Annotated in this window: 13 protein-coding genes; 8 read left to right on the top strand and 5 right to left on the bottom strand. The window is 66.8% G+C overall.

Translation table 11 applies throughout. The features are described from left to right. Positions 1–75: 75 nt before the first annotated feature. Positions 76–261, bottom strand: coding sequence for a hypothetical protein (locus LT948_RS17745; RefSeq protein ID WP_023980537.1), 186 nt, complete (start codon positions 259–261; stop codon positions 76–78). 110 nt (positions 262–371) lie between these two features. Between LT948_RS17745 and ettA the strand changes: the two genes are divergently transcribed. The 8 genes from ettA to gdhA all read left to right on the top strand — a co-directional run bounded on the left by ettA (position 372) and on the right by gdhA (position 11527). After that, positions 372–2036: an energy-dependent translational throttle protein EttA gene (gene ettA / locus LT948_RS17740; RefSeq protein WP_003094829.1), complete on the top strand. Its 1665-nt coding sequence runs from the start codon at positions 372–374 to the stop codon at positions 2034–2036. Positions 2037–2539: 503 nt separating this feature from the next. Further along, positions 2540–3226, top strand: a complete 687-nt coding sequence (locus LT948_RS17735) for an ABC transporter ATP-binding protein (protein ID WP_003112804.1) — start codon at positions 2540–2542, stop codon at positions 3224–3226. Then, positions 3223–4416 (top strand): ABC transporter permease, encoded by a 1194-nt coding sequence (locus tag LT948_RS17730; RefSeq protein ID WP_023092942.1) that lies wholly within the window; start codon positions 3223–3225, stop codon positions 4414–4416. The genes LT948_RS17735 and LT948_RS17730 overlap by 4 nt, the downstream gene beginning before the upstream one ends. Next, a complete protein-coding gene (locus LT948_RS17725) occupies positions 4409–5890 on the top strand; it encodes a TolC family protein (protein ID WP_003110719.1) in 1482 nt (493 codons plus the stop codon). Before LT948_RS17730 ends, LT948_RS17725 begins: the two co-directional genes overlap by 8 nt. After that, a complete protein-coding gene (locus LT948_RS17720; RefSeq protein WP_003141568.1) occupies positions 5880–7157 on the top strand; it encodes an efflux RND transporter periplasmic adaptor subunit in 1278 nt (425 codons plus the stop codon). The genes LT948_RS17725 and LT948_RS17720 overlap by 11 nt, the downstream gene beginning before the upstream one ends. Before the next feature lie 597 nt (positions 7158–7754). After that, positions 7755–8243, top strand: a complete 489-nt coding sequence (gene praA / locus LT948_RS17715; RefSeq protein WP_003119407.1) for an alkane oxidation protein activator PraA — start codon at positions 7755–7757, stop codon at positions 8241–8243. 259 nt (positions 8244–8502) lie between these two features. Then, positions 8503–9894 carry an outer membrane protein transport protein gene (locus tag LT948_RS17710; RefSeq protein WP_023443563.1) on the top strand — a complete coding sequence of 464 codons (1392 nt, stop codon included), beginning with the start codon at positions 8503–8505 and terminating at the stop codon, positions 9892–9894. A gap of 295 nt (positions 9895–10189) precedes the next feature. After that, positions 10190–11527, top strand: a complete 1338-nt coding sequence (gene gdhA / locus LT948_RS17705) for an NADP-specific glutamate dehydrogenase (protein ID WP_003094817.1) — start codon at positions 10190–10192, stop codon at positions 11525–11527. 60 nt (positions 11528–11587) lie between these two features. Here gdhA and ccpA read toward each other — a convergent pair whose 3' ends face one another. The 4 genes from ccpA to LT948_RS17685 all read right to left on the bottom strand — a co-directional run bounded on the left by ccpA (position 11588) and on the right by LT948_RS17685 (position 15064). Continuing rightward, positions 11588–12628, bottom strand: coding sequence for a cytochrome-c peroxidase CcpA (ccpA, locus tag LT948_RS17700; protein WP_021264106.1), 1041 nt, complete (start codon positions 12626–12628; stop codon positions 11588–11590). A 123-nt stretch (positions 12629–12751) separates the two neighbouring features. Then, on the bottom strand, positions 12752–13129 hold the full coding sequence (locus tag LT948_RS17695) for a hypothetical protein (RefSeq protein ID WP_021264107.1): 378 nt from the start codon (positions 13127–13129) through the stop codon (positions 12752–12754). A gap of 100 nt (positions 13130–13229) precedes the next feature. Then, entirely contained in the window at positions 13230–14255 is a 1026-nt protein-coding gene (rtcA, locus tag LT948_RS17690) for an RNA 3'-terminal phosphate cyclase (protein WP_033995363.1), read from the bottom strand. Next, positions 14252–15064 carry a nucleotidyltransferase domain-containing protein gene (locus LT948_RS17685; RefSeq protein ID WP_021264108.1) on the bottom strand — a complete coding sequence of 271 codons (813 nt, stop codon included), beginning with the start codon at positions 15062–15064 and terminating at the stop codon, positions 14252–14254. Before LT948_RS17685 ends, rtcA begins: the two co-directional genes overlap by 4 nt. Positions 15065–15076: the final 12 nt, after the last annotated feature.

Here is a 15076-nt window from a genome sequence, read left to right as displayed (position 1 = left end):
GAGGTTTTTTTTGTTCTTTTGAGACTGGTTTGGATCAATTGTAGCAGGATGGATCTACCCACGCCTTGCTTCGCGTCAGGTCTTGAGAGGCAGCACCATGGCCGCGAGCAATGCCAGGCCCACCCAGATCCCGCACGGGGCGATGGTCGCCGCCTCGCTCAGGCAGAACGCCTTCGACAGGACGAGGGTAGCGGAGACGGTAAGGGCGGCCAGTACGCTGCTCAGCGTCACCGTAGCGGCCTGGAATCGGACGGCGAACATTCGCCGGCAAAGCGCCTCGCCCCACGAAAACCGGGGTGGCTGGCCAGCTTTCTCTCGGTCTGTCATATACTTGGCCGAGTTTTTTTCCTTTTCTTCATGAGGTGCTCGTTTTGGCTCAGTACGTCTACACCATGCATCGGGTCGGCAAGATCGTTCCGCCCAAGCGTGAAATCCTCAAGGACATCTCCCTGTCGTTCTTCCCCGGCGCCAAGATCGGCGTGCTCGGCCTGAACGGCGCGGGCAAGTCCACCCTGCTGCGGATCATGGCCGGCGTCGACACCGAGATCGAAGGCGAGGCCCGGCCGATGCCGGGGATCAACGTCGGCTACCTGCCGCAGGAGCCCAAGCTGGACCCGCAGGCCACCGTGCGCGACATCGTCGAAGAGGCCGTCGGCCAGATCAAGCAGGCCCAGGCGCGGCTGGACGAGGTCTATGCCGCCTATGCCGAGCCGGATGCCGACTTCGACGCCCTGGCCGCCGAGCAGGCCAAGCTGGAGGCGATCCTCCAGGCATCCGACGGACACAACCTGGAACGCCAGCTGGAAGTCGCCGCCGACGCCCTGCGCCTGCCGCCGTGGGATGCCAAGGTCGAGCACCTGTCCGGCGGCGAAAAGCGCCGCGTAGCGCTGTGCCGCCTGCTGCTGTCGGCTCCCGACATGCTGCTGCTGGACGAACCGACCAACCACCTGGACGCCGACTCGGTGGCCTGGCTGGAGCATTTCCTGCACGACTTCCCCGGCACCGTGGTGGCGATCACCCACGACCGCTACTTCCTCGACAACGTCGCCGGCTGGATCCTCGAACTCGACCGTGGCCATGGCATCCCGTTCGAAGGCAACTACTCCGGCTGGCTGGAATCCAAGGCCGCCCGCCTGGCCCAGGAAGCCAAGCAGGAAGCCTCCCACGCCAAGGCCATGAAGGCCGAGCTGGAGTGGGTACGCCAGGGCGCCAAGGGCCGCCAGGCCAAGTCCAAGGCGCGCCTGCAGCGCTTCGAGGAACTGCAGTCGCAGGAATTCCAGAAGCGCAGCGAGACCAACGAGATCTACATCCCGGCCGGTCCGCGCCTGGGCGACAAGGTCATCGAACTGCACAATGTGACCAAGGGCTACGGCGACCGCGTGCTGATCGACAACCTGTCCCTGAGCATTCCCAAGGGCGCCATCGTCGGTGTGATCGGCGGCAACGGCGCGGGCAAGTCGACCCTGTTCCGCATGCTTACCGGCAAGGAGCAGCCGGACTCCGGCACCATCGAGATCGGCGAGACCGTGCAGATCGCCAGCGTCGACCAGAGCCGTGACAGCCTGGAAGGCAACAAGACCGTGTGGGAGCAGGTTTCCGACGGTTTCGAGCAGATCAAGATCGGCAACTACGAAGTCCCGTCGCGCAGCTATGTCGGTCGCTTCAACTTCAAGGGCGCCGACCAGCAGAAGTTCGTCAAGGACCTCTCCGGCGGTGAGCGTGGCCGTCTGCACCTGGCCCTGACCCTGAAGCAGGGTGGCAACGTGTTGCTGCTCGACGAACCGTCCAACGACCTCGACGTGGAAACCCTGCGTGCGCTGGAAGAGGCGCTGCTGGACTTCCCCGGCTCCGCCATCGTGATCTCCCACGACCGCTGGTTCCTCGACCGGATCGCCACCCACATCCTCTCCTACGAGGACGATGGCAAGGTGACCTTCTTCGAAGGCAACTACACCGAGTTCGAGGCCGACCGCAAGAAGCGCCTGGGCGACGCCGCGGCCCAGCCGCACCGCGTGCGCTACAAGAAACTGGCGTAAGCGCGCCCTCGAGAAACCGCCCGCCGGCGTTGCCGGCCGGCGGTTTTTTCATGCCTGGAATTCAACGAGCCATGCGCAGGGGAACATGGGAACTGCGCAGGACACCTCCATCGGCGGTACCCGGGGGGCTCCCAAGCAGCATGCCTGAGCCTTCACCTAACTAAAGATGGGGGTGCATCGACGGCCGCGATGGTGTCAGCTCTGCTAGTGGTCTGCGCAGCCGATCCGTGCGCTCAATACCGCCTGCCCGGAGAGGCCGCGCCATATGGCGAAGCCCGGCGGAATCGAGTACCGGCATTGGCCGGGCGGACCAGCCGCTACCTTCGCTCGGCGCTGGCGCCTCGGGGTAGCGTTGCCGGTGGTGGCGGCTTGTGCGCTGTCTCCATCATCAGCAGTATGGCCGTTCGGCCTGTATCGCCGGCCTTGCGGCGGTACGACCGGGCGGGCCTTGAAGGGATGCGAGCGGTCGGGTGCGAATGCCAACAACAAACAAGCACGAATCATTGATCTCCCTGCAGGGGATCGGCAAGGGCTACCTCCTGGGGGGGCAGCCGCTGCAGATACTGAAAGACGTCTGCCTGGACATCTTTCCCGGAGAAAGCTGCGCGATCGTCGGCGCGTCGGGCTCGGGCAAGAGCACCCTGCTGAATATCCTCGGCCTGCTCGACCGCCCGGACAGCGGCGCCTACCGCTTCGCCGAGCACGACATCTTCAGCGTCGACGGGGACCGACTGGCGGCGATCCGCAATCGCCTGATCGGCTTCGTCTTCCAGAGCTTCAACCTGTTGCCGCGGCTGAACGCGCTGGACAACGTCGCGCTGCCCCTGAGCTATCGAGGGATGCCGCGCCGCGAGGCACTGGAGCGGGCCGAGGCGATGCTCGCCCGGGTCGGCCTGGCCGAGCGCGCCGGCCATCGTCCAGCGGACCTCTCCGGCGGCCAGCGGCAGCGCGTCGCCATCGCTCGCGCGCTGGTCGGCGAGCCGGCGCTGATCCTCGCCGACGAACCAACCGGCAACCTCGACGCGAGCACCGCGAAAGAAGTGCTGGAGCTGCTTCTCACGCTCAACCGCGAGCGCCAGGTGACCCTGGTGGTGGTCACCCACGATCCCGGCCTGGCCGCCCGTCTCGGGCGCCAACTGACAGTACGGCATGGCGAGGTGCACGAGGACCTGGCGGAGGCCTGCCGGTGAGCGCCAGCCCGTCGCCCCGGCAATTGCTTCACGAGGCCCTCGCCAGTCTTCGCGGGCTGGGGCGCCGCTCGCTGCTGGCGTTGCTGGGTATCGTCATGGGCTGTTCATCGGTGATCGCGATGCTGAACATCGGCAGCAACGCGACCGACGAAGCGATGAGCATCTTCAAGGACATGGGCACCGACACCCTGGTGGTGCAGTTCCCGTTCGCCCCGCAGGCGCCGATGCCGATGCCGGCGTCGCTCGACACCGAACCGCTGCTCCGCGACGTGGCCGGTCTGGAGCACCTGGCGGCGCTGGGCCTGTACTCGGCCCCGGTGACCTTTCACGGACGCACCAGCAACGCCAGTATCGTCGGCGCCAGCGCCGGGCTCGCAGCCGCCGCCAGGCTACGGCTGCGCGAAGGACGTTTCCTCTCGCACTTCGACGATCACGACACCTACGTGGTGGTGGGCGCGACAATCGCCGAGGCCCTGGGGGCGCCCGGCGATCCGCTGCGCCTCGGCGAGCAACTGACGGTCAACGACTATCTGTTCCGCGTGATCGGCATTCTCCAGCCGCAGGCCAGCGCCGCTCTCTTGCCGTTCGCCGCCAACGACTCGCTGTTCGTGCCGGCGCCGGGCATGCCGCGCCTGCAGCCGGCCGCCGAGGTCAGCCACGTGGTGGCGCGGGTCACGCCGGGAGCGGACGTCTATAGCGTCGGCGCGGCCCTGGGCGCGGCCCTGACGGCGCGGTTGCCCGGTCACGAGGCGCAGGTCCAGGTCTCGCAGCAGGTGCTCGATGGACTCAAGCGGCAGACCCGGACCTTCACCTACCTGCTGGCCGGACTGGGGATCATCTCCCTGCTCGGCGGCGGCGTCGGAGTGATGAACGTGATGCTGATGAGTGTCGCCGAACGCCGCCGGGAAATCGGCGTGCGCATGGCGCTGGGCGCGCGCCAGCGGGACATCCGCAACCTGTTCCTGATCGAGGCGGTGACCCTGACCGCCGCGGGCGCGCTGTCGGGCGCGGTGCTCGGCGTGGCGACTGCGTATCTCTACGCCAGGTTCTCCGGCTGGACCTTCTCTCTGGCCTACGCGGCCCTGCCGCTGGGGATGGGCAGTACCCTGCTGGTGGGGCTGTTCTTCGGGCTCTATCCGGCGGTCTCGGCGGCTCGCCTGCAACCGGTCGAGGCGCTGCGCGATGAATAGGTGGGGCCTGGGCGTGCTGTGGCTGGTCGCCGCTCTTCCGGTGGCGGCCAGCGTCAACCCGGCGCTGAGTCCGGACGTACCGAGCATGGCCCGCGAGCAGGGCAGGTCGGTACTGCTCAGCGAGCAGGTGATCGACCTCAGCCTGAGCGACGCGGTCTATCTTGGCCTGCGCAACAACCGTGGAATCCGTAGCGCCTACCTGCAACGAATCGCGCAGAAGTTCGACCTGCGGGTCGCCGCCGACGCCTTCAACCCGAAGCTGGTGGTGCGCGGCGACTATCGCGCCAACCGCGCCACCGAAGACCGCACGAGGACCAGCAATGTCTCGCCCACCGCGACCCTGCTTGGCGAATATGGCACTCGCTTCAGCCTGGCCTGGGTGAAGCAGTTCCGCACCGCCGACGAGGCCGGGCGCTACCGCAGCGATGGCCTCGACCTGACCGTCGTCCAGCCGTTGCTGCGCGATGCGGGCTGGGACGTCACCACCGCGCCGCTGCGCCTGGCACGTCTCTCCGAAGACGCCAATCGCCTGCAACTCAAGGCCAGCGTGTCGCAGACCATCAGCCAGGTCATCGGTGCCTACCGGGAGCTGCTGCGCGCCCAGGAGCAGGCGCGCATCGCTCGCGAAGCCCTGGCGCGGACCCAGGAGCTGCTCGAGGTCAACCGGGCGATGATCCGCGCCGGGCGAATGGCCGAATTCGAGATCGTGCAGACCGAGGCCGACGTCGCCAGCCAGGAGCTCAACGTCGAGGAGTCCGCCAACCAGGTCGACAGCGCACGCCTGGCCCTGCTGCAACTGCTGGCGCTGGACCTGTCGACGCAGATCCGCGCCAGCGATGCGCTGGCCGCCACGCCGATCGAGGTCGACCGCCAGCAGGCGATCAGGACCGCCCTGCAGCAGCAACCGGAATACCTGCAACGCCTGATCGGCAGTCGCCAGGCCGACCTCAACCTGGTGCTGGCGAAGAACCAGCGCCTGTGGGATGTCTCGCTGGTGGGCGGCGCCAGCCAGATCCGCGACCGCTACAGCGAGGGCGGTGGCGACAATTCACGCAGCTGGGACAGCTACGCCGGGGTACAGGTGGAAATTCCCATCGGCGACCTCAGCCGCCGGCAGGCCGAGGTGCGCGCCCAGGTCGACGTGGAGAACCAGAAGATCCTGATCGAGGATGCCCGGCAGACCCTGGAGCAGAACGTCATCGATGCGGTGCGCGACCTCGGCACGCGCTGGCGCCAGTACCAGATCGCCCAGCGCGCCACCGCCTTGTCGCGGCGCAAGCTGGAGATCGAGCGGGAAAAGCTGCGCGTCGGGCGTTCGAGCAACTTCCAGGTGCTGAGCTTCGAGACCGACCTGCGCAACGTCGAGAACACCCAATTGAATGCCCTGATCTCGTTTCTCAATGCGCAGACGCAGCTCGACCTGATCGTCGGCATGACCCTGGATAGCTGGGAGATTTCGCTCAATGACCACTGACCGGTTTTCCTTCCTGCGCCGGCCCGCATTGCCGCTCGCCGCCGGCCTGGCGGTTGTCGCGGCGCTGGCCTGGCTGGTCCTCGCCGGCGGCACCGCGAAACGCACGGAAGGGGAGCGCTGGGTCGCCGTACGGGCGGCCCCGCTGGTGCATCAGATCGGCCTGGTCGGACGCCTGGAACCGGGGCGCGTGGTGACCCTGGCGGCGCCCTTCGCCGGCAATGTCGAGGCGCTGCTGGTGGAGCCGGGACAGCGGGTCGCGGAAGGACAGGAGCTGCTGCGCATGGACACCCGCGAGATCGCCGTGCAGGTGCGCGAGGCACAGTCGGCGTTGCTCAAGGCCCGTCGCACCCTGCAGGACCTGCGCGACTGGGAGCGTGGCGAGGACATGGCGCGGGTCCGTCGTGCCCTGCGCAGCGCGCAGTTGGCGCAGAGCAGCACCGAGCGCAAGTTGCGCGAGACCCGCGAGCTGTTCCAGCGCGGGATCGTCCCGCGCAACGAACTCGACGATCTCGAACAACAGGCCAGCCAGCAGCGCATGGACCTGGAGGCGGCCCGGCGGGAAGTGGAGTCGACCCGCGCCAAGGGGCAGGGCGAGAATCGCCAGATCGCCGAAATGGACCTGGCCAACGCCAGCGTGAAATACGAGACGCTGCAGGCCCAGCTGGATGGCCGTACGGTGCGCGCGCCCTTTGCCGGTATCGTCGTCGCGGCGCCCGGCCTGGCTGGCGAGCAGGGCAGCCGCGAACCGGTGCAGGCCGGTAGCAAGCTGGGGCAGGGCCAGGCGTTGTTCGGCCTGGCCAGCGTCGAGCGGCTGAAGGTATCTGCGAAGGTTTCCGAACTGGATATCAACCAGTTGCGCGAAGGGCAGGCGGTGGAAATCAGTGGCGACGGCTTCGAGGGCACCACGCTGGCGGGCGTCATCGCCGCCCTCGGTGGTCAGGCTCTGCCCGGCATGGCCCAGGGAGGTAGCCCGCAGTTCGAGGTGACGGTATCGGTAGCGCCGCTCGATCCCCGCCAGTTGCAGAAGATTCGTCTGGGAATGAGCGCCAAGCTGACGGTCACCACCTATCGCAACGAACAGGCCATCGTCGTGCCGCCGGAGGCGATACGCCACGAGGGTGACCGGCTGTTCGTGGACTTTCGCCAGGCTCCCGGCGCCAGCGTGATGGCGCAACAGGTCAAGATCGGACGCTCCACGCCGGAGGGCGTGGAGGTGTTCGAGTTGCAGCCGGGTCTCGTTCGCGTGCCGTCATCGTCCGACCGATAGTTGGCAACCTAACTTTGGGTTGGCTGGGTCGCTTCGCGAGCTGCCAATTCTGGTAGGTACGCCCCGTCATGGTGCGTTTCTTCCCGACGCGGATGTTGACAGAGGTATCAGGATTCCTTCGCGACGACGCTTCGTCCGCCCTCCACGGCATTCACCGACCTTCCTTCGGAGGGTCAACCCCCTTCTTTCGCTAGGCTTTTCCAGAGCCGTGCTGACCGTACTCTGGCCCCCGTCGTTGACTGGTCCACTGCCCCTTCGTGGTGATTGCCAGCCCTGTCAGGCCTGCGTTCGCGGAGGTCGGCCAGGTGGGCATCTCGAGGCGCGGCGGGTTGGCAAACCCTATCGGATCTTTCCGATATCCGGTCTGTCCCGGCTCGTCGTGGGGACCGTCAGCGTCGGCACCGGATAGGACTCATGAGGTAAAGCCTCTCCCGAATCCCGGTACGCACGGCCAAGGCGGGTGGTGTGGTTCGCCTGGCAGGTGGATCGGACGGGAAGGCACAAGGTGGTCGTGGGGGCGGGTCGGCGACGATCCTGCCGCATGATCAAGGCTCGGCAACCGCGAGCGTTGCCAACTCACTGGAAGGATACAAAACAATGAAATCCATCAAGTCCCTGCCGTCCTTTGCTGCTCTTGCTCTCTGCCTGAGCGTTTCGTCCATGGCCAGCGCGGCCACCATCACCCCGGTCAACTCGGCCTTCACCGCACCTGGCACCATCAGCGTGAGCTCGCCGGCGTCGCTCAATCTGCCAGTGACCTGCAACATCACCTTCAAGGGCAAGACCGCCGCCGATGGCTCCTATGCCTCGATCGACAGCGTCACCGTCAGCGGCAGCAACACCCTGTGCAGCGTGCCGCAGATGACCGGCCTGCCGTGGAAGCTGACCGTTTCCAGCACCACTGCCGGCAAGGTCGATGGCGTCGGCTTCAAGATTCTCTCCTCTACCTGTGGCCCGAGCACCGTCAACGGTTCCTGGAGCAACGCCACCAACACCCTCAGCGCCAGCAATCAGTCGCTGGCAGGCAACTGCAAGATCAACAGCCTGAGCGTGAAGCCGACCCCGGCCTTCGTAGTCAACCCGTAATCCGGGCTGCCGCTGGCGCCCTCGGCGCCAGCGGTTTCGCGCTCCCGCTGCCAGGCGTCCTTCGCGGGCCGGCAGGTCCGAGGGAGTTTCCGCCGGAAGCGGCGCAGAACCTCGTTCGCACATGGAAAACGGTCTGGGGGAGGGTGTCCGCCAGGACGCTCAAGCAGGCCGACCATCGTGCCCCGTGCATTAGCAGTCCACCAGGGGTGAAACCTTGAACAACAAAAACGATATTTCCTGCCTGTTTGCCAGAAAACCATTGCCATTGCTCTGCGCCCTGATCGTCGGCGGACTGTTCGGCACGTCCCAGGCGCAAGCCGGCGGCTTCATGGTGCCGACCACCAACACGGCGGGCTGGGGCCGTGCGATGGCAGGCGGCTCGCTGTTTCCCAACGATCCGAGCGCCGCGTTCAACAACCCGGCGGCCATGGCGTTCATCGACAAGCGGATCGCCCAGTTGACGGTCAACTACGCCGATATCGACATCAAGTACAACGGCGATGCCTACGACTACCAGGGCAATCCCATGACCGGCGGCTACCAGGACGGGCCGGGCACCCCCGAGCTGGGTACCAACGATGGCGGCCAGGCCGGATTCGGCGCGTGGCTGCCGACCGGCTTCCTGGTCGTACCGATCAACGACCGCTTCGCCTTCGGTCTGAGCCAGGTCGTTCCGATGGGAATGCGCAGCACCTGGGACCCGAACTGGAAAGGCCGCGATTTCGCGGTGGACACCAAGATCGAGACGATCGGCCTGACCGGCTCCCTGTCGTTCAAGGTCAACGACAACTTCTCCCTGGGCGCCGGGGTGATCATCCAGCGCACCTCCGGCTTCGTCAGCCAGAACCTCGATCTCTATGCCTCGGCCGCCAACTCCCCGGGCATGGGCGGGATTCCGTTCCCGGCCTCGAACTCGTCCGCGCTGATGCGGGTCAAGGTGGACAACACCTCGCCCGGCTTCTTCGCCGGCGCGGTGTGGAAGCCGACCGACCGCGACACCCTGGGCTTCGCCTACCACGCGAAGATCCGCAACAAGCTGAAGGGTCACTACAACCTCTACGACCACGACGGTGGGCTGACCGAGGGCGCCATCGAGGGCGGCACCCCGGGCCTGGCCTATCCGGGCCTGGACCTGCGCATGGGCGCTTCCGCCTCGGCGCGCCTGGATATCCCCGCCTACGCCTCGCTGGACTGGGTACACCAGTTCAACGACCGTCTGAGCCTGGGCGCCAGCGCCACCTGGACCGAGTGGTCGTCGTTCCAGGACCTGACCCTCAAGTCCCACGGCAACACGATCGTCTCCATCCCCTACACCTACCGGAACACCTGGACCCTGGCGGTGGGCGGCGACTACAAGGTGACCGACCAGTGGACCATGCGCGCCGGGGTCGCCTACGACCAGACGCCGACCCACAATGCCACCCGCGACCCGCGGATTCCCGACGGCGATCGCTACTTCGCCTCCCTGGGCGCCGGCTATCGCTTCCAGTCGATGCCGGAGTTGTCGATCGACGCGGCCTACTCGCGGCAGTTCGTCAAGGAGGTGCCGTTGAAGACGGTCAACCAGGATCGCCTCGGCGGCGGACGCCTGGATGGCAAGGCAACCAGCAAGGGACAGGTGTTCAGCCTGTCCGCGACCTACGACTTCTAGACCCGGCCGTAGGCAGAGAAAGGGCCTCCCCCGTCAGGGGGAGGCCCTTTCGCATCTGGCGCCGGGATGCACGCGAACGGTGCCCTCGTCGCCCTTCAACAGTGCGTGGCCACCCCGGGAGGCAGCCTGGTTCCGGGCGCGTGCTCTGGCCCGAGCCATTCTGGCGGACGCGGAAAGTTTCAGTTTTGCACCATAAAGATTCATCAATGCGTCATTTCGCACTTTCTAGGTGCCGCCTGGCTTGTTAGAGTCACGCGCAAAAAATTGTTCACAAAACTAGAAACCGGTGAGAAAAATGACGCAATCCGTCGACGCTTTCCTCGAGCGCCTGAAGCGGCGCGATCCCGATCAGCCCGAATTCCACCAGGCGGTGGAAGAGGTGCTGCGTTCCCTCTGGCCGTTCCTCGAGGCCAACCCGCACTACCTGGAAGCCGGCATCATCGAACGCATCGTCGAACCCGAGCGGGCGATCCTGTTCCGCGTGCCCTGGGTCGACGATCAGGGCCGGGTACGGGTCAACCGTGGCTACCGGGTGCAGATGAGCAGCGCCATCGGCCCGTACAAGGGCGGCCTGCGCTTCCACCCCTCGGTCAACCTCGGGGTGCTGAAGTTCCTCGCCTTCGAGCAGGTCTTCAAGAACTCCCTGACCACTCTGCCCATGGGCGGCGGCAAGGGCGGCTCCGACTTCGATCCGAAGGGCAAGAGCGACGCCGAGGTGATGCGTTTCTGCCAGTCGTTCATGAGCGAGCTGTACCGTCACGTCGGCGCCGACCTGGACGTGCCGGCCGGCGACATCGGCGTCGGCGCGCGTGAGATCGGCTACCTGTTCGGCCAGTACAAGCGCCTGTCCAACCAGTTCACCTCGGTGCTGACCGGCAAGGGCCTGAGCTACGGCGGCAGCCTGATCCGCCCGGAGGCGACCGGCTTCGGCTGCGTCTACTTCGCCCAGGAAATGCTCAAGGATCGTGGCCGCGGCTTCGACGGCCAGCGGGTGGCGATCTCCGGCTCGGGCAACGTCGCCCAGTACGCGGCGCGCAAGGTCATGGAAATGGGCGGCAAGGTGATCTCGCTGTCCGATTCCGAAGGCACCCTGTATGCCGAGGCGGGGCTCTCCGACGAGCAGTGGGAATACCTGATGGAGCTGAAGAACGTGCGCCGCGGGCGCATCCGCGAGATGGCGGAGCAGTTTTCCCTGCAGTTCCTCGAAGGGCGCCGGCCCTGGGGCCTGGCCTGCGATATCGCGCTGCCCTGCGCGACCCAGAACGAACTGGATGCCGAGGATGCGCGGCGCCTGCTGGCCAACGGCTGCGTCTGTGTCGCCGAAGGCGCCAACATGCCCTCGACCCTGGAAGCCGTCGACCTGTTCCTCGAGGCCGGCATCCTCTACGCGCCGGGCAAGGCGTCGAACGCCGGCGGGGTGGCGGTGAGCGGCCTGGAAATGTCGCAGAACGCCATGCGCCTGCGCTGGAGCGAGGGCGAGGTGGATACCAAGCTGCACGGCATCATGCAGTCGATCCACCATGCCTGCCTGCTGTACGGCGAGGAACAGGGGCGGGTCAACTACGTGAAGGGGGCGAACATCGCCGGCTTCGTCAAGGTCGCCGATGCGATGCTGGCGCAGGGCGTGGTCTGAGGTCGTCCCATCGAGGAAAAAAACGGGGCTCCAGGGGAGCCCCGTTTTTCCTTGTGCCGGTTATTCCGCGGGACGCGGCGTGGTCTCCGTGCTGGCCGGCAGCAGCGGATATTCGACGCGCGGCTGCTTGCCGCTCAGGCTGTGCAGGAAGGCGACTATGTTCTCCACGTCGTCCGGCGCCAACTGCTTGCCGAGCTGGGCGTTGCCCATGATCGCCACCGCGTCCTTGAGTTCCCAGACCTGGCCGCTGTGGAAGTACGGCGCGGTGAGGGCGACATTGCGCAGGGGCGCGGCGCGGAATACGTACTCGTCGCTCTGGGTCTTGGTCACGGTGAAGCGGCCCTTGTCGCCGCTGGGCAGGACGCTAGCGTCGGGCTTCTTCACCAGGCCGAACGGGAAGTAGGCCTGGCCGCCCAGGTTGATGCCGTTGTGGCAGGCGCTGCAGCCACTGTCCATGAACGCCTTGAGGCCTTTCTTCTGCTGCGCGTCGAGGGCCTTTTCGTCGCCCTTGAGATACAGGTCGAAGGGCGAGTCCGGAGTCACCAGGGTCGCTTCGTAGGCCTCGATGGCCAGCGCCATGTTGTCGAAGCTGACCGGCTTGCCGGCCTTGGGGAAGGCCTTGCGGAAGGCGTCCACGTATTCCGGGATGCTGCCCAGGGTCTGTTCGACCAACTGCGGGGTACTGTGCATCTCGACGCTGTTCTGGATCGGGCCCTTGGCCTGCTCCCCCAGGTCCTTGGCGCGGCCATCCCAGAACTGCGCGGCATTGAACACGGCGTTGAAGACCGTCGGCGAATTGCGTGGCCCCTTCTGCCAGCCGTGACCGACCGACGTCGGTACGTTGTCGGCGCCGCCGGTGCCGACGTTGTGGCAGGTGTTGCAGCTGAGCACATGGCTGCGTGACAGGCGCGGGTCGAAGAACAGTTTCTTGCCGAGTTCGCGCTGTTGCTCGCTGATGGGCTGGCCGCGCAGCTCGGTGACCTGCTCGGGGATGGGTTTGAACAGCGCGCTGGCCTGGTCGTGCAGGGCATCGGCCAGGGCGAGGGGCGTGGCGAACGACAGCAACAGGCTGCCAAGCGGGAGCAGTTGCGAGGACTGCATCTTTTTTTCTCCTTATCAGGCGTTACAACCGGTCCTGTGAGGAGAGGCCAGCGGCGCGCTGCCCGGCTTGACGTGGATCAAGCGCACCGGGATCGATGCTGCGGATGGTTGTCGCAGCGTGCTTCAGCGCTCGCGCAAGGCCCGGGCCAGCGCTTGGTCGCGGTCGCGCTGCCAATCGGCGTCGCGGTCGTTCCACTGGCGTTCCTCGAAACGCCGCCGCTCTTCGCTCCGCGCCATCGACCGGCATTGCTCGAAGCCGTCGCCCCAGCCGCTGGCGTAGATCGCCTCGCGCAGGTAGCGGGGGACGTCCTTGCGGAATTCGCCGCTGATCGAGCCGGCCGCCTGGCGGCCGCTGCCGCAGCCGTCGTCGAAACCGTCGGCATAGGCGGGTGGGTAGCCCTGGGCGAGCAGGTGCTGGTGGGTGTTTTCGCAGCCGCCGAGCAGGGTGGCGGTGAGCAGGAGCAGGGCGAGGACAAGCACGCCGAGACGCGAAGAAGACATGGCTGGGACTCCTCGACCGCCGGGACGGGCTCCCGGAGGTTCGCGCCGGGCCCGCTGGCAGGTCCGGCGCGAGTCTAGGTCGGCATTGGTGAGGAATTCGTCAAGCCGATGTGATGACGATGCGATGACCGCCGCCGTCCAGCGCCTGGTCGCCGATCCTCACCGGCAGGAAGCGTTCGATAACCCGGCGGTTGCTTTGCAGATGGGCGCTCAGCCGCGGCGTGGTGAAGCTGCCGGCGCCGGCCAGGGCCATGGGCAGCAGCAATTGGTCGGCGAGGTGCTCGTCCGCCGCGCAGCCGCTTTCCATCCAGCCGATGGCTTGCGTCGCGACCTGTTCCGCCACCCGTTCGGCGCTGACGCCGGCCTGGCCGAAGGCGCAGAAGGTCGCGCAGATGTGCTCGCAGTCGATCCGCAGCAGCAGGGCGTTGCCCGGCCCCTGGTCCTCCGCGAGGAACTCCAGCTGGCGTTCTTCGTCGCTCCAACCGAGGCGCTGGCGGACCCTCTCCAGCTCGCGCTCGCCGACGTGCCCGGGAATCCCTGCGAGCAGCGCCCGCGCCTGGCGCCGCAGCGCCGCGCCGGGATGCTCCAGTTGCAGCGGCCGCCAGCGCGCCGGGCGTACCCGCGCCAGCAGCTCGCCACCGCCGGTGGGTACGAAGCCGTGGCGCAGCAGTTCCAGGTCGACTTCCGCGCCCATCCGCTGCAACAGCGGCAGCCAGCTGTCGCGGAGAAAGTCCGCCGGCGGCGCCAGTGGATTGTGGGTGCCGCCGCTGATCCTCACCCGGCTTTCGCCGTTGGCCGCGAGCAGCGCCGGCAGCAAGGTTTGCAGTACCAGCGAGCAACTGCCGGCGGAGCCGATGGCGAAGGCGTAGTCGCCGGCGCGGATCGCACCGGGCCGGAACGCCAGCTCGCGTGAGCCGAGCTCGGCACCCTCGACCTCGGCCGCGCAGATTTCCGCCGCCGCGCGCACCGCGGTGAGGTGCTGGCGCAGCAGCCCCGGACGGCTGCGCCGGCCACGGATGTTGCGGATGCGCAGCGGCTGGCCGCTGGTCATCGACAGGCTCAGGGCGCTACGCAGGATCTGCCCGCCGCCTTCGCTGCCGTCGAGTTCGATGAGGTCCTTTCTCATGAGGTTTCCCTTGTGTATTGCCATATCTTGTCGTGGAGGTAGCGATCCAGCAGTCGGCTGTCCTGGCGCGCGCCGGTTGGTTGGGCGGCCCCTCGTTCGGCCTGGAGCAACTCCGCTTCGATGAAGCGTTGCAGCGCCAGGCGCGGAGGGCCGTAGGCCGATTCGTCGCGCTGACGCTTGAGGCTCAGCAGGGCATCCAGCTCTTCGCGCAGCGACGGGTCGTCCAGCGTGGCTTCCACTAGCCTCTCGAACGCCACCGGCGGCAAGCCCAGGCCTGCATCCAGCCAACGCACCGCGAACAACGGGCGCAGGACGTAGAGGTATTTCTTCAGCCGGACGCTGTCGCCCTTCAGGTAGCCGCGGTAGTTCTTGCGTGCCATCGACAGGTAGTGATGGCGGCTGCCAGGTACGGAGTGAAAGGCGTTGCCCAGCCAGAGCAGTTCCTCGCGCACGCCAGGCTCTTCCCGATACACCAGCGGCGAGCCGAGCCACTCCAGCAGGGCCGGGTTGGATTTGCGCATCAGGCGCAACGCCTTGCGCAGCTCCCAGCCGCTGATGTCCAGCTCGTCGCTCAGCGGGCGTTCTATCACGTCGCGAGGTTCCTCGACGCGCTGATACCACTCGGGCTGATGCACATAGACGAAGCGTACGTCGTAGTCGCTGTCCGGCGAAGCGAAGCCCCAGGCCCGGCTGCCCGACTCGCAGGCGTAGAGCACGACTACGTCGTGCTCGCGTTCGATCCGTTCCAGCTCATCCAGTACCCGCTCGCGCATGGCGGCGGGGAGCGGATGGCGTTCTTCCCTGTTCATTTCGATTCTTCC

Origin of the sequence: Pseudomonas sp. CP-1 (assembly GCF_021213715.1) — a bacterium.
In the GTDB taxonomy this organism is placed as follows: domain Bacteria; phylum Pseudomonadota; class Gammaproteobacteria; order Pseudomonadales; family Pseudomonadaceae; genus Pseudomonas; species Pseudomonas aeruginosa.
The sequence above is the reverse complement of the archived record's forward strand: the minus strand, read 5'-3'. Positions and strand labels throughout refer to the sequence as shown.

Excerpts from the sequence above, each read along its gene's own strand:
- LT948_RS17745 (WP_023980537.1), bottom strand. The coding sequence starts at position 261 with ATGTTCGCCGTCCGATTCCAGGCCGCTACGGTGACGCTGAGCAGCGTA.
- LT948_RS17725 (WP_003110719.1), top strand. The coding sequence starts at position 4,409 with ATGAATAGGTGGGGCCTGGGCGTGCTGTGGCTGGTCGCCGCTCTTCCG.
- LT948_RS17720 (WP_003141568.1), top strand. The coding sequence starts at position 5,880 with ATGACCACTGACCGGTTTTCCTTCCTGCGCCGGCCCGCATTGCCGCTC.
- praA (WP_003119407.1), top strand. The coding sequence starts at position 7,755 with ATGAAATCCATCAAGTCCCTGCCGTCCTTTGCTGCTCTTGCTCTCTGC.
- gdhA (WP_003094817.1), top strand. The coding sequence starts at position 10,190 with ATGACGCAATCCGTCGACGCTTTCCTCGAGCGCCTGAAGCGGCGCGAT.
- ccpA (WP_021264106.1), bottom strand. The coding sequence starts at position 12,628 with ATGCAGTCCTCGCAACTGCTCCCGCTTGGCAGCCTGTTGCTGTCGTTC.
- LT948_RS17695 (WP_021264107.1), bottom strand. The coding sequence starts at position 13,129 with ATGTCTTCTTCGCGTCTCGGCGTGCTTGTCCTCGCCCTGCTCCTGCTC.
- rtcA (WP_033995363.1), bottom strand. The coding sequence starts at position 14,255 with ATGAGAAAGGACCTCATCGAACTCGACGGCAGCGAAGGCGGCGGGCAG.
- LT948_RS17685 (WP_021264108.1), bottom strand. The coding sequence starts at position 15,064 with ATGAACAGGGAAGAACGCCATCCGCTCCCCGCCGCCATGCGCGAGCGG.